This is a genomic window from Actinoplanes sp. NPDC051861 (genome assembly GCF_040681145.1).
GTDB lineage: Bacteria > Actinomycetota > Actinomycetes > Mycobacteriales > Micromonosporaceae > Actinoplanes.
In genome coordinates this window covers 14,216-33,210 of record NZ_JBFAYE010000024.1, presented here as the reverse complement: position 1 = coordinate 33,210, position 18,995 = coordinate 14,216, and the positions used below count along the sequence as shown (strand labels likewise).

Here is an 18,995-nt window from a genome sequence, read left to right as displayed (position 1 = left end):
CAGCCGGCGGCCTCATCCCGCAGATGTAGGAGCACGGGATGATGTGCCGCGGGCGCCGGTCTGCGAAGGTTCTCGGCGTGGTGCTGTTCCTCTCGATCCTGCTCGCGGTGGCGTTCTGCGCCGCCGCGGCCCTGGGCGTCGCGCTGTCCCGCGCCCGCCGCAGGCACGTGCGCGCGATGGGGGAGCGCGGCTGGCTGCTGGAGCGGGAGCGGGAGAGCGCGGCCAGGGCGGCGGTCGACGAGGAGCGCGCCCGGATCGCCCGCGAGCTGCACGACATCGTCAGCCACAACGTCAGCGTCATGATCGTGCAGGCGGGCGCGGCACGCGAGGTGATCGACACGCTGCCGGGTGAGGCGACGAGCGCACTCGCCGAGGTCGAGCGGGCCGGGCGGACCACCATGACCGAGCTTCGCCACCTGCTGGGACTTCTGGCACCCGATCAAGGGGGTACGGATCTCGCGCCCCAGCCCACGCTGAGCCGGCTCACCCCGCTCGTGGACCGCATCGCGTTCGCCGGTCTCCCGGTCGAGGTCCGCGTCTCGGGTGAGCCTCGTCCGCTGCCGTCCGGGATCGACGTGACCGCCTACCGGATCGTGCAGGAGGCGCTGACGAACGCGCTCAAGCACGGCAGCGGCGGCAAGGCCGAGGTGACCATCCGCTATGCCGAGCGCGCCCTGCGGGTGGAGGTGCTGACCACCGGCCCCAGCGCGCTGAACGGTTCGCCGATGCCCTCGGGCTCGGGTGCCGGCCGCGGGCTGCTGGGCCTCGGCCAGCGCGTCGCTGTCTACGGCGGTGACCTGGACGCCCGGCGGCGCCTCGGCGGGGGTTACCGGGTGCGTGCCCGCATCCCGCTGGAGGAGCCGTCGTGAGCCCGCGTGTGCTGATCGTCGACGACCAGGAGCTGATCCGCACGGGGTTCCGGCTCATCCTCACGGCCCGTGGCATCGAGGTGGCCGGCGAGGCGGCGGACGGTGCCGCGGCGGTGGACGCCGAGCGGCGCCTGCAGCCCGACGTCGTGCTCATGGACATCCGCATGCCCGGGATGGACGGCCTGGAGGCGACCCGGCAGATCCTCGCCCGCAATCCGCGGTGCCGGGTCCTGATGCTGACCACCTTCGACCTGGATCGGTATGTGTATTCGGCGCTCGCCATCGGTGCCAGCGGGTTCCTCCTCAAGGACGTCACCGCTGATCACCTGGCGGCCGCCGTGCGCCTGGTCGGCACCGGCGACGCTCTCCTCGCGCCGTCGATCACCCGCCGTCTGGTGCAGCGCTTCGCGGTCGCGCCCGACGAGCCGCCGGCCGTGCACCGCGACCTGACCGCGCTCACCCCGCGCGAGCTGGAGGTCCTGGCGCTGCTGGGCCGCGGCCTGTCGAACACCGAGCTCGCCGAGACCCTCACCCTCAGCGAGGCCACGGTGAAGACACACGTCGCCCGCATCTTCGCCAAACTCGACCTGCGCGACCGCGCCCAGGCGGTCGTCCTGGCGTATGAAACAGGTCTGGTCACCCCGGGAACCGTCGACGGCGATCGATAGCCTGGTTCGGTATGGAGCCGTTTTCCGCGGGGGTCCTCGGCGCGGTCGCCAGGGCGATCGCTGGCGAGGCCGGGAAAGCGCTGGCCAGGGGCCTCAAAACGCGCGTCCTCGACGAGCGGGCGATCGGGCAGGCGCTGACACGCGCCTTCGCGGAGGTCTCGTCCTCCCACGGTGACGCCTTCGGGCGTTACGACCTGAACGCCGGCTTCCTGGAGCACGAGGGCGCGTCCGAACTCGCCAAGGTCCTGATCCCGGGCTCCCGACCGTCGGCCGACACGCTCGCGCGCCGGTGCATCGACTCGCTGGGCGGAACCCTGGACGAGGACGAGCGGTGGGAGCACATGGCCCGGTTGCGGCCGGCGTGCAAGGCCCTGATCGACGCGTTCGACGCCTCGATCCGGGTGGAGGAGAGCTTGGCGGCGCGTGTGGCGCGGGTGGATTCGGCGTCCATCGCGTCGGATTTACGTCGGCAAACCGGATATATGGGTGCGGCTCAGGCGACGGCGGACGACGAGCGGCACTATCTGCACTGGGTGGTTCAGCAGCACCGTCATCTGCGCACGGTCGGCATGGTTCGCAACCACGTCGTCCAACTCCCGCTGGACGAGGTCTACACGGGCCTCCGCGTCCGCCGCGAGACCCATCCGGGTGACCGAGCACGCGCTTGGTTCGACCAGGAGCACCAGCGCCTCCGCGAGGCCCTCGACGCCGGGGATCTGGACGCGGCGGCGTTCGAGGCGGAGATCGATCGGCTGCAGGCGCGTGCCCGCGTGCGATCCGACCTGCCGGGCCCCGAGGCACCGGCGGTCCCGGTCATGGAGGCGGCGAACGCGGCCCGGCATCTGCTGGTGCTCGGCGATCCCGGCGGCGGCAAGACCACGCTGCTGCGGCACCTCGCCCTCACCGGCGCCCGCCGCCGCCTCGACGACCCGGCCGCGCTCTTTCCTGTCTACGTGCGCATCGGCGACTTCGCCCGGTCCCCGCGCCGCGCGGACGGCCTCCGGGCGTTCCTGGCCGGGCACCTGCGCAGCCAGGAGTGCCACACACCGGGACTGGACGATCTCCTCGCGCGGCGGCTCGTCGAGGGCCGCTGCCTGATCCTGCTGGACGGCCTCGACGAGGTCGCGTCGGCGGCTGACCGCCGCTCGGTCGTCACCGCGGTCGTCAATTTCGTGAACGCCCACGACAGCACCGGCAACCGCTACGTGGTGACGAGCCGGATCTCCGGTTATCCGGCGGCGCCGCTTCCCGAGCTGTTCCAGGCTCATCGCCTGCAGGACATGGACGACGAGACCATCGAGGTATTCCTCCGCCGGTACTGCGCCGCCGCCGGCTTCGTCTCAGCCTTCGACACCGCGGCGGAGGCTGAGGCGATCGCCGAGGCGCTGCGGAGCAACCCGGGCATCCGGCGGCTGGCGGCGAACCCGCTGCTGCTCACCACCCTCGTCCTGGTCCACCGCGCCCGCGGCCGGCTCCCGCATCGGCGCGTCGAGGCATACGCGGAGGTCTGTGACGCGCTGGGGCGGACCTGGCGCAGCGTCCAGGGTGTGCCCGAGGCCGAGTTGCCCGACGAGCGGATCCTCACGCGCTGGCTGACCCGCCTCGGTGCCTGGATCCATCGCAACCGCCCGGAAGGTTCCGCCACCCGCGCCGACCTGCTCGCGGTGCTGGGTCCGTTGTGGGCACGCCAGCGAGCCGAGCCGTGGGACCCGGCGGTCCTGGGCCGGCCGGAGCCGCTGGAGACCGACGCCGGCGCCGGTGTCCTGGAGTTCGTCGAGAAGGTCGAGCGCCACACCGGCCTGCTGGTCGAGCGTGCCCCCGGCCGGTACGGGTTCGCCCACCTGACCTTCCAGGAGTACTACGCCGGCCGCGACCTGGCCTTCGGCGCGGCCACCACCGCGGAGCGGGTCGACCGCATCCGCGAGCACCTCCACGACCCGCGCTGGCAGGAGCCGATCCTGCTCTGCCTGGGCCTGATCGCCCGCGACCAGCCCGAGCAACTGGACTGGCTGGTCGCCGAGGCGATCTGGCCGGCCGAGTCCCGCCCGTCGCCCCACGAGGACCTGCTGGGCCGCGACTTCCTGTTCGTGCTGCTGGCTCTCGGCGACGACATCCCACTCGACCCCACCGTCGTCAACCGGGTCGTCGACGGCGCGGCCGACGAATATCTGTTTCGAAACCGGCAGCGGGTCGACCACTTCTATCGGGCTCTTGCCGATCGGATTCGCGGGCTTCCCGGCACTGCTGCCGGCCGTCGTGCCATTCGGTCCGTCGCGGATCGGGCGGCCTGGGCGGCCCGGACCGCTCCGGAGCAACTCTGTGCCCTGGTGTCGCCTGTCGCCGCGCTCGGCCCGTTGCCCGACGAGGTCGTGGAAGCTCTGCGCGACGGCGTCGCCAACCGTCACCTCGCCGTGCGATCAGCGCTGTACGCCGATATCCGGGACGGGTGGCTGATCGACGCGGCACTCGATCTGCTGCGACCCCGCAGTGACCGGCAGGCCGAGCAACTGTGGCTCCTCGGGCCGCTGCTCGACACCGGCTGCCGCTTGAACGACGTGACGGATGCCGCGTTCGCGCTGCTGCCCGGGCTCACCACGTCGAATCAGCTCGACATGATCGACCTGCTGGTCCGGCGCGGTGTCCGGGACAGCCGCGTGGTGCCCCTGCTGGAGAGGATCGCGCTGCATCCCCGGCACGAGCTCCAGCCGATCGACAACGACCGGGCGCAGGCGGTGGTCCTGCTGCACAGGCTCGACGCCCTCACCGATCGAACTCTGGCCGCCGCGCTCGCCATCGAGGCTCCCCGGGAGCAGGGCGGTTACTTCGACGACGCGTCGCGCTTCCTCGCGGCGCTCCACCGGGGAGGAATCCGGAGTGACCTGCTGCGGACGGCGACGATCACGGTCGCGATCTCCACGGAGCGGTGGGGTTCGCCCGAAGCGATCAAACTGCTCGGTGAGATGGGCGGGCTGACGGAGGCGGTGGTGTCGCGGATACTCGCCTCCGGTGGCGTTCCGGGCCGGGACGGGATGCGGCTCGGCAAGGCGCGGACGCTGATCGAGGCCGGCGCGATCACCGAGCCCGTCCTCGCCACCCTTCTCGACCTCGCGCGCGGCGCGGCCGACGACGAGATCCGGGTCGAGGCGCTCGCCGTTCTCGGGAGCGCCCGCCTGATGAACGCCGAGTCCTACGAGATCGCGACGGCACTGCTGACCGATGCCGACCGGACGGCGCTCATTCGTGCCCGCACGGCCCGGGTGCTGCTGGACGTCGGCGTCCGAACGCCGCAGGTCCTCGCTGTGGCCCGGACACTCGCCGGTCCCGCGATGAAGGGCGCGGCTCGTGCGGAGGCGATGGCGGGTCTGCTGAAAGCGGGACTCGGCGACGCCGCGCTCGCCGGGGCAGCCGCCGAGGTCCTGCGGCGTGCCGGGCACACCAACACCAGGATCGATTTGATCCACGCGGTGGCGCCGGCGGCCGGTTCGTCGCCCACGATCGCCGAATCGCTGCTCGGCTTCGTCGCGGACCGGACGGAGACGACCGCGTCCTCCTACGTGCTGACCGCGATCCTGGAGGCCGAGCCGTCGCCGATGCTGATCGAGGCGCTGTGGGCGATGTTCGAGCGCGCCGAGGACGGATACACCGAGCTGAAAGCCGTGGACGCGCTCACGGGACTGGCTGTGCGCAATCCGTCGGCGTCCCGGGTCGTCGCCGACCGGATGGCTGATCTTCTCCGGAGCGGCTCCCTGCGGGACAGCTCGCGGAGCCGCGTGGCCAGGGCGCTCTGGGACATCGGCACGCGCTGACTTGAGACCGGGATCACCGATCGTGCTGAACGACCGTTAAGCTTGCCGCATGACCGTGGATCGACTGCTTCCCACCCCTGAAGCGCATGACCTGCTCGACCTGACCCGGGAGATCGCCACCCGCGAGCTCGCTCCCAAGGTCGACGACTTCGAGGCGCGCGGTGAGTTCCCTCGGGACATTCTGCGCACTCTAGGCCGTTCCGGGCTGCTCGGCCTGCCCTACCCCGAGGCTGACGGTGGTGCGAATCAGCCCTACGAGGTCTACCTGCAGGTCCTCGAGACCCTCGCCGGGACCTGGCTGGGCATCGCCGAGGCGGTCAGTGTGCACACGCTCTCCTGCTTCCCGGTGGCGTTCTTCGGGAGTGAGCGGCAGCGCAAGATGCTGCCGGACATGCTCGGTGGTGAGCAGCTGGGTGCGTACTGTCTGTCCGAACCGCAGGGTGGCTCGGACGCCGCCGCCCTGACCACCAAGGCTGTCGCCGACGGCGACGACTTCGTCGTGAGCGGCACGAAGGCCTGGATCACCCACGGCGGCCGCGCCGACTTCTACAACATCTTCTGCCGCACCGGCGGACCCGGCCCGCGCGGCATCTCCTGTCTGCTGGCCGACGCCGACACGCCCGGCCTGCTGCCGCAGCAGCCGGAGCGGCTGATGGGCCTGCGGTCGTCGGCGCCGGCGCAGATCGTGCTGGACCAGGCCCGGGTGCCGCGTGACCGGCTGGTCGGCGCGGATGGCGAGGGATTCGCCATCGCCATGCAGGCTCTCGACGCGGGACGCCTGGGAATCGCGGCCTGCGCGGTCGGGCTCGCGCAGGCGGCGGTGGACTACGCGACGGCGTACGCCAAGGAGCGCGAGCAGTTCGGCAGGCCCATCGGGCGTTTCCAGGGCATCGGCTTCATGCTCGCCGACATGGCCACGCACGTCTCCGCCGCCCGCGCGCTGCTGCTCGCCGCCGCGCGGCTCAAGGACGCCGGCCGGCCCTTCTCGATCGAGGCCGCCAAGGCGAAGCTGTTCGCCACCGACGTCGCCATGCGCGTCACCACCGACGCCGTCCAGGTCCTCGGCGGCTACGGCTACGTGAGCGACCACCCGGTCGAGCGCTGGTTCCGCGAGGCCAAGGTGCTGCAGATCGTCGAGGGCACCAACCAGATCCAGCGCCTGGTGATCGCCCGCTCCCTGACCGGCTGACGTATTGATGTCGTATTCTGGCCGACTTTGCTTCTCCCGGAGGTTGAGTTGACCGAGTACCCGCAGGACGTCATGCAGCGCTTCCACGGCACCCCGGCTCAGATGGCCGGCGCCCTGGTGCGTGAACCGCCGAACGGGTGGCGAACGCTCGCCATCGAGGACTACGACCCGGCGTGGGCCGACCGGTACGCCACGGTCGCCGCATCGCTGCGCGAGGTGCTGGGTGGCCTGGTGATCGAGGTCGACCATGTCGGGTCGACCGCGGTGCCGGGCCTGCCGGCGAAACCGATCATCGACATCGACCTGAGCGTCGCCGACGCTGACGACGAGGCGAGTTACCTGCCGCGGCTGGAGGGCGCCGGCTACTGGCTCGTGCTCCGCGAACCCTGGTGGCACGGTCATCGGATGCTCGTCGACGCGGCCGAGGACGTCCACCTGCACATCTGGCCCCACGGCGCGCCCGAGACCGTACGCCACCGGCTCTTCCGCGACTGGCTGCGGACCCACCCCGAGGACCGGGACCTGTACGGGTCGACCAAACGCCGCCTGGCCGGGGAGGTCTCGCGGGCCGATTACACCCTGGCGAAGAGCGATGTCATCGACGACATATTTTCGCGTGTCTTCGCCGGGGGCAGGCGCTAGGGTTCCAGGCATGCCCGGTCGTTTCCGCACGCTCTGAGCGTGCTGCCCTGAATTTGCGCGGCACATGAGTCCTTGCTGCCGCAAATCAAGGGGTTCCCGGTGCCTGTCCTCCGGCGTGATGCCGACTTCCGCGCGCTCTGGGTCGGCCAGACCGCCTCCCAGCTCGGCGAGCACACCAGTCTCGTGATCCTCCCGCTGGTCGCCGTCCTCACGCTCGGTGTGGGCGCCGACCAGCTGGGGGCGCTGCGAGCCGTGGGGCAGGCGCCGTTGTTGCTGCTCACGCTGTTCGCGGGCGTGTGGGTGGACCGGTGGCTCACCCGTACCATCATGATGTTGGCCGACCTCGGCCGTGCCTTGACGCTTTGCGGGATCACCGCGGTGGCCCTTCTCGGTGGCCTCACCCTGCCGGTGCTGCTGGCCGCCGCCTTCGCCGTCGGCGCGATGTCGGTGCTGTTCGACGTCGCCTACCAGGCGTCGCTCGCCCGCCTGATCGCGCGTGACCAGCTGTTGCGGGGAAACAGCGCGATCGAGGGCAGCCGGTCCGCTGCCCAGATCGGCGGACCGGCACTCGGCGGCACGCTGACCTCGCTGCTGTCGGCCCCGTTCGCCGCAGCGTGCAGCGCGCTGTTCTTCGTCGTGTCGTTCGTTGCGGCCGCCCGGATCCGCCGCCGGGAGGTGGTCGCGTCGCGGCCGGGGAGCATCCGTGACGGCGTCCGGTTCGTCGCCCGGAACCCGCTGCTGCGGGCGGTGTGCATGGCGTCGGCCGCCTATCAGTTCTCGTTCGCCGCCGTGATGACCGCCTGTCTCGTGTTCCTGCCCCGCGAGCTGCACCTGTCCGGCGCCGAGGTCGGGCTGGTGCTCGCCGCGACCGGGCCGGGTGCGCTGACCGGGTCCCTGCTCGCGGCCCGGTTGCCGGGCCGTCTGGGGTACGGGCCGGTGGTCGTGGGCGCGGCCGTGATCGGGAACGGCGTGATGCTGGCCGTCCCCGCTCTGCACGGCGGCTCTGTTCCGGTCCTCATCCTGATCAACGTGGTGTTCGGGGCCTTCGGTCAGCTGGTCAATGTGACGATCATGGCCATCCGGCAGTCGGTCACCCCGCCGGCGATGCAGGGTCGCGTCGCGGCGACGGTCACGTTCGCGGGGATGGGCGTGACACCGCTGGGGTCACTGCTCGGCGGCCTGCTCGCCGCGGAGTGGGGACTGCGCACGGCGCTGCTGGTCGCGGCCGCCGGGATGATGCTGTCGCCGCTGGTGATGGTGCTGTCCCCGCTCGCGCGGCTGGGCCGGGTGCTGAATGATGATCTGCCGTGATCGTCGTGGCGACGGGGCCCAGCGCGTCCGGCAAGACCACCTGGTGCCGGCGGCGCTTCCCGGCGAACACGGTCCCCGAGGGAGCCGCCGAACTGGGGGAGTCCTGGCCCGAGTTCGCCTCCCGTCGCTGGGCACAGGCGGTGCGCATGGAGGAGGAACGCGGCCTGGCGGTCTGCGACGACGACCCGTTGAAGCTGCACTACGGCTGGTCCCTCACCCGGGTCGGGGAGATGACGCGGCGGGAGTGGCGTGACGAGGTGGAGTCCCATCGCGCCGAGGTGGTGGCGGGACGGCTCGGGTTCGCGGACGTGGTCCTGGTCTCCGCGGTCGTGGGGGAGGAGCTGCGCCGCCGTCGCAACTTCGAGCTGCACGTCCGTCTGGTCGAGCCGTTGCGGGAGTGGTACCGGGCGGTCGAACAGGCGGGCGCGTCCCGCGTCGTCTGGGAACTGCCGGACGGTGACGTGCCGATTTCACGTGGCGGCCGGAGCAGCGCGGCTCTCTTCGACGCGGTGATCAGGGAGCTGCCGTCGTGACGTTCACCCCTCGATCCCGCTGGGCCGACGCGCCGGAGTCCGTGCGTGCCGCGGTCGCGGAGGCGCTCGGCACCACGATCGCCGGCCACACGGATCTGCACGGCGGCATGTCACCCGGACCGGCCGTGAATCTGCGGCTGGCCGACGGGCGGCAGGTGTTCGTCAAGGCCGTGTCCGCCGAGGTACGCGCGCACAACCACCGGATGATCCGCCAGGAGTCCGACATCCTGGACGTCCTGCCGGAGACGGTGCCGGCACCCCGGCGCCTCGCCACTGTGGAGTCCGGTCCGTGGATCGCCCTGGCCACCACCTGGGCTCCCGGCGTGACCGAGGCGACGTGGAGCGACACGTCGATCAGCGCTGTGGTGAACGCGTGCCGGGCGGCCAGCAGGCACCGGCCGGCCGGCACTCTGCCACCGGTGGTTCAGCGCGTTTTCGACTTCGACGGGTGGGCGCGCCTGCCGGCGATCGGCCCGGCCGACGACTGGGAGGCGGCCCACGCGGAACCGGCCGCCGCCGTGGTCGCCGGCTGGGAACACTGGACGTCGGGCGGCGCACTGGTCCACCGTGACGTCCGCCTCGACAACACGACAGTCGACGCGCTGAGTGGGCGAGCGGTGCTGCTCGACTGGGCGTACGCCGCCGCCGGCGCCCCCTGGATCGACCTCGCCCAGATGGCCGCGGACGTGGTCGCCACCGGGCACGTCCTCGGGCCGCGGATCGCAACGGACCGTGCCCACCGGCTGTTGCGCGCGCTGCCGCCCGAGGCGTCGCGTTTCGTCATCGGGCTGGCCGGCATGTGGACCATCCGCGCCGCAACCATCCCGGACACGGTGATGCCGGGCATCTCCCGATGGCGCCGCGCGCGGGCGGCAGCCCTGCGCCCCCTGGTGACCCGCCTGCTCAGCGAGCTCCCGAGCGATCCGCGGCGAGACGGCCCCGGCCAAATCCTCATGTGACAAATGGTGCCTCCGATACGGCGTAGACGCACACGTGTACGACCGACCGTGAGGAGTTCGCGCGTTGAAACGGGTAGCCACCCCCGCTCTGGCCCTGTTGCTGACCGTCGCAGCCACCGGCAGCCCGGCCGAGGCCGCCACCGCCCAGGCGTCCGCCGGCGTGACGTGGTCGAAGCTGATGCAGCGCAAGCTGAACACCGAGACCGAGGCCCGCCGTCTCGTCACCGTGCTGCCCAGCCTTCGCACCGCCGTCGCCGCCCGCAACCGGGACGTAGTCACCGCGCAGAACGTCCAGGTCGCCGCGACCACAACGGTGACCACGGCCGCGACCGCCGACCAGCGGGCACGCACCGCGCACACGAACGCCAAGACCGCCGCCACCACCGCGAAGAGGGCGCTCACCACCGCGAAGAAGCAGCGCCCCCGCAGCGCCAAGCGGATCGCGAAAGCACAGCGGACCCTCGACGCCGCCAACACCACAGTCCGGACCCGGGCTGACAAACTCACCCGGACGGCCGCGGCGCTGCGGACGGCGCGTACCTCCCTCGCCGCCGCGAACAGGCAGCTCACGACCGCGACGACCGCACACCAGGCCGCCGTCTCCGCTGTCACCCGAGCCGAGTTGAAGATCAAGTCACAACCACAGCTCACCGCGGCACTGGCGGCTCAGGCCACCGCCATCAGCGCCGAGGTCGTCACCCAGACAAGGGCGAACTTCACAATCACGAACACCACAAAGGTGTACGGGATAACCGTCAACAAAATCGTCGCGTACCCGTTCCAGCGCATGATCGACGACGCCGCGAAGGCGGGCGTACCACTCTCCGGCGGCGGCTTCCGCACCAAGCAGCGCCAGATCGAGCTCCGTAAACTCAACGGCTGCCCCGACATCTGGACCGCACCGGCCTCGTCCTGCCGCGTACCGACCGCGATCCCCGGCCGCTCGCTGCACGAGATCGGCCTGGCGATCGACATGACCTCCGGCGGCAAGTCCATCACCAACCGCAAGAGCAAAGCCTTCAAGTGGCTGTCCGCGAACGCCGGCCGATACGGCCTGGTCAACCTCCCGTCCGAACCCTGGCACTGGTCGATCACGGGAAACTAGACAACGGGGCGGTGCCGTTCGTGCCCGCTCAGCCGAGCTCGTGGGCGGCCCAGCCCGGCGCGTCCAGGTCGATCGGGGACTCGCCGACGAACTGAGCGAGTTGGTTCTCCAGTGTGGCGAGCTCCGCCGGGCCGAGCCGCTTCGCCCAGCGGGCGCGCACCTCGTCGAAGATGGCCGCGCCCTCGCGCATCAGCGCCAGCCCGTGCTCGGTGAGCCGGATGTGCTTGCGGCGCGCGTCACTGGGATGGGGCTCGGTGGTGACGTATCCCCGGTCGGCGAGCGCGGCGATCGTCTTGGCGGCGGCCTGCTTGCTGACGGCGAGCCGGCGGCCCAGCTCCGAGGCGTTGTCGGCGCCCGCCTGGATGGCGCGCATCGCGTACTCGTGCGACGGGCGGGCGTCGGGGAATCCGCGTGCGGCCAGCTCCGTGACCACCTCGTCGACCAGGTTGCGGTAGCTGCCCAGGAGAAACGCCGCCACGATGGCCGAGGATCTGCATCTGCTGGTCGGGCAGCTCGGCGCAGGGCCGGTGCATGTGACCTGCCAGGACATCAGCGGCGGGCCGGTTTTCGAGTTCGCGGCCTCGCACCCCGGCGACGTCCTCAGCTTCACGGGCGTCGAGACCACCCTTCCCGGGTACGGCATGGAGATGCTCGCCGACGTGTCCAACGGCGGATCGTGGCACGTGGGCTTCCTCGCCGCCCCTGGCGTGGCGGAGTTGTTCCTGGCGGGCCGTGAGCGCGTGATGCTGGACTGGGCCGTCTCGGCGATGACCGTGGTGCCAGGCGCCGTCACCTCCGCTGATATCGACGAGTTCACCCGCACCTACGCGCGTCCCGGCGGCTGGCGGGGCCCCGAAGGGCTCTACCGTTCCGCGCTGACCGGCGGCGGCCGCATCCGGGCCCTGGCCGAGGCGCAGCCGCTCACCGTCCCCGTCCTCGCCGTCGACGGCGTCAACGCACCCTTCACCGAGCAGACGCTGCGCCAGGTCGCCCGCGACGTCACCGCGGTCCGTATTCCGGACGCCGGGCACCTCGTCGCGCAGGAGGCGCCGGCCGCCTTCGCCGCCGCGGTAGGCGATTTCATCGACCGGGTCGACCGGGACCGCTGAGGCCGGCCGCAACCGGAAGCGGGGTCACTCCTTGACGCCGAGGTGTTCCAACGGTGGCACTCGCAGCAAGCGGCTGATCGGGAGGATGGTCGTGGTCAGGGCCAGCAGGGCCGTCCCGCCCAGGACCACGGCCCAGCCCAGCGGCGGCACGTAGGGCACAAGGCTTCCGGTCAGCGCCCGCACGACCGCGACCAGCGTCAACGCCGCGATCGTTCCGCCGATCGCGACGGACACACCCAGGAGGGCGGTCTGCTCGGCGTGGATCATGCGGTGGGCCTGGTGGTGGGTGGCGCCGACGATGCGGAGCAGGGCCAGCTCGCGGCGGCGGGACAAGGCTGCCATCACCATGGTGTTCGCCGCTGCCAGGGCGGCGTAGCCGACCATGACCCCGACCAGGAGTTTGTTCAGCCAGGCGCTGAGGGCCAGGTCCTCGGCCAGGGCGCCGGTGCGCTGCCCGGCCGGAGTCAGTGTGGCGGCGGGGAACATCGAGGTGATCTCAGGCGAGTCGCCCCTGATCAGGACCTCGTCGTCGGTGGTGCGGGCGGTGTGGCCGGTCACCAGGTCGCGGGGCAGCACGATGTCGCCGAAGCCGAGTCCACGGTGGTAGAGCGCCACGACCCGCAACGTCACCGGTGTGCCGTCGCCGAGCCACAGGGGCACCTGCTCACCGAGCTTCCAGCCCTGGGCGCCGGCGCGGATCTCCGACACCGCCATGGCGTATCCGTGCAGGTCCGCCACCTGGCCGTCGCTCACGTCCAGATCGATGGTGTCCAGGTCGGAGACCGCCTGCACCGGGACGGCCTCGGCGTCGCCGCCGAAGATCTTCACGACCACAGAGGTACGGCGGACCGCCGTCGCCGCCTCGACGCCCGGCAGCGCGCGGATCCGGTCCGCGGTGTCGGGTGCCGGCCCGGCCGGTGAGGTCAGTGCGGACGAAGCGAGCATTCCGGACCGGACCTGGCTGACCGTGCTGCGCGAGAGGTTGTCCTGGAGGAACCACACCGAGCCGCCGAAGCCGACCGACAGCACGAGCGCGGTCAGCACCGTGGCGGTGCCGCGTGCGTTCGCTCGCAGGTTCGCGGCGGCGAGATGGCCGCTCGCGCCCCACACCCGGACCAGCAGTGGTGACAGGATCCGGGCGGCGGCCCGATTGATCCAGGGTGCCAGCAGCGCGACTGTCGTCACGTACAGATAAAGCATGCCTATCGCCCCGGCCAGGGCGACCTGACCGCCCGCGCCGGCCGTCACCGCGCTGGATCCTGTCGCGCCGGCCAGGGTGAGCAGGCCGAATACCAGGCGCACGACGCTGCTGCGGCCGGGTTCGACGGCGATCTCACCGAGGGCCTCGACCGGGCGGATGGCGGTGACGCGGCGGGTCGCGAGCAGGGCGGCGAGCGTGGCGGTCAGCACGGTGAGCAGCGCGACGGCGGCCGCCGACACCACGCCCGGGACCTGCGGGAAGCCCTCCGGGAGGAAGCCGCGGGTGATCAGCTCGTGGTGCACCCGGCGGGCGCCGAGCAGGCCCGCCGGCACTCCGATGACGACGGCGGCGACGCTGATCAGGCCGGCCTCGGCGGTCACCATGCGGCGCACCTGGCCGGGCGTCGCGGCGACGGCGCGGAGCAGGGCGAAGTCGCGGCGGCGGTGCCGGACGGAGAGGCCTACGGTGCCGGCGACCACGAACACCACTAGCAGCACGACGTAGCCGCCGAACGCGCTGCCGAGCTGGACGAGCAGGTTCGCGGCCGGATCGGGCGCGACGTAGGGCGAGGCCAGCCGGAGCACCCCGGCACGGTCGGCGCCCGGCGCCAGCCTGACCACGACGGCGTCGACGCGACCGGGACGCGGGGCGAGGGCGGCGGCGCGGCGTTCGGTGAACCAGACGGTGCCCGCGCCCGCCTCGGCCACGCCGCTGACCCGGTAGCGGGCCGGGACTCCGCCGATCACCAGTTGCGTGGTGTCGCCCGGCCGCAGCCCGGAGGCCAGGGACGTGTCGAGCACGACCTCGTCGTCCCGCCGGGGCGCGCCGCCGGCCACCATCCGGTGCGGAGCCCAGGAGTGGCTGTCCCAGCCGTGCCCGGTTCCCCCGAGCAGCGGGATGTTCCGTACGGCGACCGCCGCGGTCACGCCCGGCACCTCGCGTACCCGGTCCACCAGGTCGAGTGGCAGCGTGCCGCCCTCGGGCAGCGCGATCCGGCTGGTCACGGTGCTGCCGTCGAGGTCCTTGCCGGTGACGGTGAGGGTCTGGTTGCCGAGCACCACGTCGGCGGCGGGGAACGCGTGCGGCGGGCGGTGGCGCAGGCCGGACTCGACGAGGACGGCCATCGAGGTAAGGATCATGGCGCCGGCGGCGAGGGCCACGAACGTGGCGAGGGCGGAACCGGGGCGGTGGCGCAGCATGCGCAGGGCGAGCCGGATCATCGCAGGGCCGCCAGTTGCTCGGCGATGCGCAGCGAACCGGGCTGGGGTGCGTCGTGGACGATCCGGCCGTCGGCCAGGACGACGACGCGGTCGGCATAGGACGCCGCGACCGGGTCGTGGGTGACCATCACGACGGTCTGGCCGTGCTCGTCGACGACCGCGCGCAGCAGCGTCAGGACCTCGGCCGCGGTGGTGCTGTCCAGCGCGCCGGTCGGTTCGTCGCAGAAGATCACTTCCGGGCGGGTGGCCAGCGCGCGGGCGATCGCCACGCGTTGCTGCTGCCCGCCGGACAGCTGCGCGGGCCGGTGCCGCAGGCGGTCGGTGAGGCCGACCCGCTCGATGATGTGCGCGAGCCAGAGCGGGTCGGGATCGGTGCCGGCCAGGCGGAGCGGCAGCAGGATGTTCTCCTCGACGGTGAGCGCGCCGATCAGGTTGAACGCCTGGAAGACGAAGCCGATCCGGGTGCGGCGCAGTTCCGTACGCCGCCTCTCGCTCATCGCCGAGATCTCGAGATCGCCGATCCGGACCCGGCCGGAGCTCGGCCGGTCGAGGCCCGCCGCGCACTGCAGCAGCGTGCTCTTGCCGGAGCCGGACGGCCCCATCACGGCGGTGAAGGTACCCGGGCTGAACTCGGCGCTGACACCGGCCAGGGCGGTCACCGCCCGCGAGCCGCTGCCGTACGTGCGGCTGAGCTGATCGATGCGAACTGTCATGGGAGGAAACGCTAGAAAAATCGACGATCTTTCCCTATCCCGCCGGCTACCGGACCGGGAGTACAGCCTGCACTACCGCCGCTGGGTGTCCTCCAGGTAGCGCAGCACCGCGATCACCCGGCGGTCCACCCGGTCGGTCGGGATGAGGTCCAGCTTCGCGAAGATGCTGCGGATGTTCTTGTGGACGGCACCCTCGGTGACGACCATCCGCTCGGCGATGGCGGTGTTGCCGAGCCCCTCGGCCATCAGCGACAGCACCTCCCGCTCACGGGCGGTGAGCCGGGCCAGGGCGGTGTCGGGGCGGCTGCGCGCGAGCAGCTGCCCGACCACCTCGGGGTCGACGGCCGTGCCGCCCTCGGCCACCCGGTGCAGGGCGGTGAGGAACTCCTCGACCCGGCCGACCCGCTCCTTGAGCAGATAGCCGAGCCGCCCGGCGCCCTCGGCGAGCAGCTCCGTGGCGAACGCCTGCTCGACGTAGGCGGAGAGCACGAGCACGGCCAGCCCGGGACGTTTGCGGCGGGCCTCACCGGCGGCGACGATGCCCTCGTCGGTGTGGGTGGGCGGCATGCGCACGTCCACGATGGCCACGTCCGGCTCGTACTCGTCGACGGCGGCCAGGAACTCGCTCGGGGTGCCGGCCGTGGCCACCACGTCGAGCCCCTCGGCCCGCAGCAGCAGTGCCAGGCCCTCGCGCAGCAGGGCGTCGTCCTCGGCGATCACGATCCGCACGGCAGCTCCACGTCCATCGTCGTCGGCCCACCGGGTGGGCTGGTCAGGGTGAACCGTCCGTCGTACGCCTCGACCCGCCGCCGGATCCCGGCGAGCCCCGACCCGCCGGTCTCGTCCGCGCCGCCCCGCCCGTCGTCGCCGACGGTGAGCCGCAGCCGGCCCTGCTCGGCGCGCACCGAGACGGTCACGCTCGTGGCGCCGCTGTGCTTGACGGCGTTCGTGAGCGCCTCGGCGACCACGAAGTAGGCGGTCGCCTCGACCGACACGGCACACCGGGCGGGCAGGTGCACGTCCAGCCGGCACGGCAGGGCGCAGCCCGCGACCAGCCCGTCGAGCGCGCCGGCCAGCCCGCGGTCGTCGAGCACCGGCGGCAGGATCCCGCGGACCACCGTACGGAGTTCGGCGAGCGCCTGCTCGGCGGCCTGCTGGGCCCGGTCAAGCATCTCGGCGCCGGCCGCCGGGTCGCGGGCGAGAGCGCGCCTGGCCGCGCCGAGCAGCACGGTGACGGCGACCAGGCGGTTCTGCGTGCCGTCGTGCAGGGAACGTTCGATGCGGCGCAACTCGGCGGCGTGCGCGTCGAGGGCGGCGGCGCGGGTCGCGGTCAGCTGGGCGACGCGCAGGGTGAGATCGGTGCCGGGCGCCGGTGACAGCAGTCGCCGGCCGGGCCAGGCCTGCACGCGGGCGAGCCACCGCCCGCCGAGGACGAGCAGGGCCAGCCAGAGTACGCCGGTCAGCGCCACGACGATCGCGTCCGGCAGGCCGTCGATGTTCCACCAGACCAGGCCGGGCGCGCCGTCCGGTGGCACCAGCGTGTACCAGAGCGGGAACGTCATCATCTGTACGGCGGTCAGCGGCAGGCCGAGTCCGAAAAGGCCCACGGCGAAGCCGAACGTGGCGTGGATCGGCAGCCAGGCGAGCTCGCGGCGGACGGCGGGGTCGCGAAGGGCGATCATGGCCCGGTCCGGCACGGGAGCCGGTGCGAGGACGTCCGGGCCCCAGCGGGAGAGGCGGCCGCGCTCACGGTCCGCGACCGAGCGCACGATCCGCAGCGTGCCGGGCACCAGCAGCAGCCCGACGCCGCCGAGGCAGAGGACCAGCACGGCGAGCAGCCAGAACAGGGCCGCGATCGCCATCACCGCGGTGCCGAGCCCGCCGACGAGATGCTCCAGCGCATCGACCGACGCCCGCGCTCGTTCCCGCATGCGGTGACGATAGGCCACCGGCGGCGCCCGGGTCAGTACAGCAGGCTGTACTCCCGGTTGTCGCGGTGGCGGGATCGTCGCGGGCTCCGGCGCTACCTAGCGTGGAGGGCACAACCTAGGAGGAGCCATGACCGATTCCCGTATGCGGCCGCTGCTGTGGGTGGCGCTCATTCTGAGCCTCGCGGCCAACGCGGTCGCGTCGACGATCGGGGCGACAGTCGTCAGCGTCGTCTTCGGAGTGCTGACGCTGGCCTGCGGGGCGACGCTGGTGGTGGGCCACTATCGGCACCGCCGGGACTAGAACTTGATGACGCCACCCTGGGACTCGCCGTCCGGGGAGCGGACGATGCAGTGCAGCAGGGGGACGCCGCCGACGGCGATCGGCCACGCGTCGCGTACCCAATCTTGGGTTTTGTCCGCATCCTGGCTGCGCGTCCGCAAGGCCTCGGCAGAGCAGGCGGCCGCGATGTCCGGCTTGTCCATCAGCGGGCTCTCGTTGATCCGGATCGCGCCGGGCGGCAGCGTGATCGCGCCGAACGTCTCCCAGCGGTGCACGCCGGCGCAGTCCTTGCGTGCGGGCTGAGCAGGGATCTCGTTGCTGGAGTTGAGGCCGCCCCAGCACATCGGCTCGGTCGGGCAGTAGCCGCCGTCGCATTCTTCAAAGCCCGGCGTGCCTGACTTTTCGGAAATGTCGCCCGGAGTTGGGGTGGCGTTGGGGGATGACTTCTCGTCCTGGGATCCGATCCAGACGGCGGCCCCGGAGGCGACCGTGACGACGAGCACGGCCGCGATCAACGTCATCCGGCGGCGGCTCTTGCCGGGGTGATCCGCAGGGGGCTTGGAGGGGGCGCCGGGCGGAACGGGTGCGCTGGGCGGAATGAACGCGGCCTGAGCGGGGGCGGTCGCGGTGCGGGCGGCGCCGGCCAGGGCCGACGCGGAGGGCCAGCGATCTGCCGGGTCCATCGCGAGGGCCCGCTCGACCACGGCGCGGGCAGGGCTTTCGATCTTTATCGTACGGGGGGACGACTGCAATCTCAGAAGTGCCACCGCATAGGGGTTGTCGCCGGTGAACGGTTTCTCCCCGGCGAGGCACTCATAGGCGACGAGGCCCAGCGCGTACACATCGCTGCGCACGCCCGCGGGTTCACCCCGCACCTGCTCGGGTGAGAGGTAGCTCGGCGTACCCAGGATGGCCCCGGACACCGTGAGCCGGCTCGCGTCCTCGTGCCGCGCGATGCCGAAGTCCGTGATGACCACCGTGCCGTCCCGGCGGACCAGCAGGTTCGCCGGTTTGATGTCCCGGTGCACCAGCCCCTGGTCGTGCACCGCCTGCAGGCCGTCCGCGGCCTGCGCGACCAGCCGCATCGTCTCCTCCGGCGAGAGCCGCCCGACCCGGGCGAGGCGCTGCGCGAGCGACTCGCCGTCGACGAATTCCATCACCAGGAACGCGACGCCCATGCTGCGCCCGAAGTCGTGGATCGACGCGACGCCCGGATGGTTGACCCGCGCCATGGCCGTCGCCTCGGCCTCGAACCGCCGCGCGAAATCCGGATCGGCGGCGACGCCGGGCAGCATCACCTTGACCGCGACGGTACGGCGCAGCACCTCGTCGACGGCCAGCCAGACCTCGCCCATCCCGCCCGCGCCGAGGCGGGTCCGGAGCAGGTAGCGGTCGCTGAGCCGGAGCCCGGCCTGCAGCACAACATGGGACGACACGGCGGACAGCTTAGGCTGTCGTC

17 protein-coding genes are annotated in these 18,995 nt (G+C 72.2%); 11 read left to right on the top strand and 6 right to left on the bottom strand.

What is annotated here, in order from left to right; all coding sequences use genetic code 11:
• Positions 1-80 precede the first annotated feature (80 nt).
• The 9 genes from AB0M02_RS39320 to AB0M02_RS39280 all read left to right on the top strand — a co-directional run bounded on the left by AB0M02_RS39320 (position 81) and on the right by AB0M02_RS39280 (position 11,082).
• The gene (locus tag AB0M02_RS39320) at positions 81-869 is read left to right on the top strand and encodes a histidine kinase (RefSeq protein ID WP_364237091.1); all 789 of its coding nucleotides are present in this window, start codon (positions 81-83) and stop codon (positions 867-869) included.
• The gene (locus AB0M02_RS39315; RefSeq protein ID WP_364236814.1) at positions 866-1,537 is read left to right on the top strand and encodes a response regulator transcription factor; all 672 of its coding nucleotides are present in this window, start codon (positions 866-868) and stop codon (positions 1,535-1,537) included. Before AB0M02_RS39320 ends, AB0M02_RS39315 begins: the two co-directional genes overlap by 4 nt.
• Positions 1,538-1,548: 11 nt before the next feature.
• The gene (locus AB0M02_RS39310) at positions 1,549-5,343 is read left to right on the top strand and encodes an NACHT domain-containing protein (RefSeq protein ID WP_364236812.1); all 3,795 of its coding nucleotides are present in this window, start codon (positions 1,549-1,551) and stop codon (positions 5,341-5,343) included.
• A 49-nt stretch (positions 5,344-5,392) separates the two neighbouring features.
• Positions 5,393-6,532 (top strand): acyl-CoA dehydrogenase family protein, encoded by a 1,140-nt coding sequence (locus AB0M02_RS39305; protein WP_364236809.1) that lies wholly within the window; start codon positions 5,393-5,395, stop codon positions 6,530-6,532.
• Positions 6,533-6,580: 48 nt separating this feature from the next.
• On the top strand, positions 6,581-7,174 hold the full coding sequence (locus AB0M02_RS39300) for a GrpB family protein (protein ID WP_364236806.1): 594 nt from the start codon (positions 6,581-6,583) through the stop codon (positions 7,172-7,174).
• A gap of 99 nt (positions 7,175-7,273) precedes the next feature.
• Entirely contained in the window at positions 7,274-8,485 is a 1,212-nt protein-coding gene (locus AB0M02_RS39295; protein ID WP_364236803.1) for an MFS transporter, read from the top strand.
• Positions 8,482-9,018, top strand: a complete 537-nt coding sequence (locus AB0M02_RS39290; protein WP_364236800.1) for a hypothetical protein — start codon at positions 8,482-8,484, stop codon at positions 9,016-9,018. Before AB0M02_RS39295 ends, AB0M02_RS39290 begins: the two co-directional genes overlap by 4 nt.
• Entirely contained in the window at positions 9,015-9,977 is a 963-nt protein-coding gene (locus AB0M02_RS39285) for a phosphotransferase (RefSeq protein WP_364236797.1), read from the top strand. Before AB0M02_RS39290 ends, AB0M02_RS39285 begins: the two co-directional genes overlap by 4 nt.
• Positions 9,978-10,041: 64 nt before the next feature.
• Positions 10,042-11,082: a M15 family metallopeptidase gene (locus AB0M02_RS39280; protein ID WP_364236795.1), complete on the top strand. Its 1,041-nt coding sequence runs from the start codon at positions 10,042-10,044 to the stop codon at positions 11,080-11,082.
• A 28-nt stretch (positions 11,083-11,110) separates the two neighbouring features.
• On the opposite strand, the gene AB0M02_RS39275 is transcribed toward AB0M02_RS39280, so the two are convergent.
• Positions 11,111-11,560 (bottom strand): MarR family winged helix-turn-helix transcriptional regulator, encoded by a 450-nt coding sequence (locus tag AB0M02_RS39275; RefSeq protein ID WP_364236793.1) that lies wholly within the window; start codon positions 11,558-11,560, stop codon positions 11,111-11,113.
• Between the two features lies 1 nt (position 11,561).
• Between AB0M02_RS39275 and AB0M02_RS39270 the strand changes: the two genes are divergently transcribed.
• Positions 11,562-12,191, top strand: coding sequence for an alpha/beta hydrolase (locus tag AB0M02_RS39270; RefSeq protein ID WP_364236791.1), 630 nt, complete (start codon positions 11,562-11,564; stop codon positions 12,189-12,191).
• Between the two features lie 24 nt (positions 12,192-12,215).
• Here AB0M02_RS39270 and AB0M02_RS39265 read toward each other — a convergent pair whose 3' ends face one another.
• From AB0M02_RS39265 to AB0M02_RS39250, 4 genes are all read right to left on the bottom strand, one after another.
• A complete protein-coding gene (locus AB0M02_RS39265; RefSeq protein WP_364236789.1) occupies positions 12,216-14,612 on the bottom strand; it encodes an FtsX-like permease family protein in 2,397 nt (798 codons plus the stop codon).
• Positions 14,609-15,325: an ABC transporter ATP-binding protein gene (locus AB0M02_RS39260; RefSeq protein WP_364236787.1), complete on the bottom strand. Its 717-nt coding sequence runs from the start codon at positions 15,323-15,325 to the stop codon at positions 14,609-14,611. Before AB0M02_RS39260 ends, AB0M02_RS39265 begins: the two co-directional genes overlap by 4 nt.
• Before the next feature lie 72 nt (positions 15,326-15,397).
• Positions 15,398-16,054, bottom strand: coding sequence for a response regulator transcription factor (locus tag AB0M02_RS39255; protein WP_364236785.1), 657 nt, complete (start codon positions 16,052-16,054; stop codon positions 15,398-15,400).
• On the bottom strand, positions 16,042-17,256 hold the full coding sequence (locus AB0M02_RS39250; RefSeq protein ID WP_364236782.1) for a sensor domain-containing protein: 1,215 nt from the start codon (positions 17,254-17,256) through the stop codon (positions 16,042-16,044). The genes AB0M02_RS39255 and AB0M02_RS39250 overlap by 13 nt, the downstream gene beginning before the upstream one ends.
• Before the next feature lie 127 nt (positions 17,257-17,383).
• On the opposite strand from AB0M02_RS39250, the gene AB0M02_RS39245 reads away from it, so the two are divergent.
• Entirely contained in the window at positions 17,384-17,557 is a 174-nt protein-coding gene (locus AB0M02_RS39245) for a hypothetical protein (RefSeq protein ID WP_364236781.1), read from the top strand.
• On the opposite strand, the gene AB0M02_RS39240 is transcribed toward AB0M02_RS39245, so the two are convergent.
• On the bottom strand, positions 17,554-18,972 hold the full coding sequence (locus tag AB0M02_RS39240) for a protein kinase (RefSeq protein WP_364236778.1): 1,419 nt from the start codon (positions 18,970-18,972) through the stop codon (positions 17,554-17,556). The two genes, AB0M02_RS39245 and AB0M02_RS39240, sit on opposite strands and share 4 nt — an antisense overlap.
• Between the last annotated feature and the right edge of the window lie 23 nt (positions 18,973-18,995).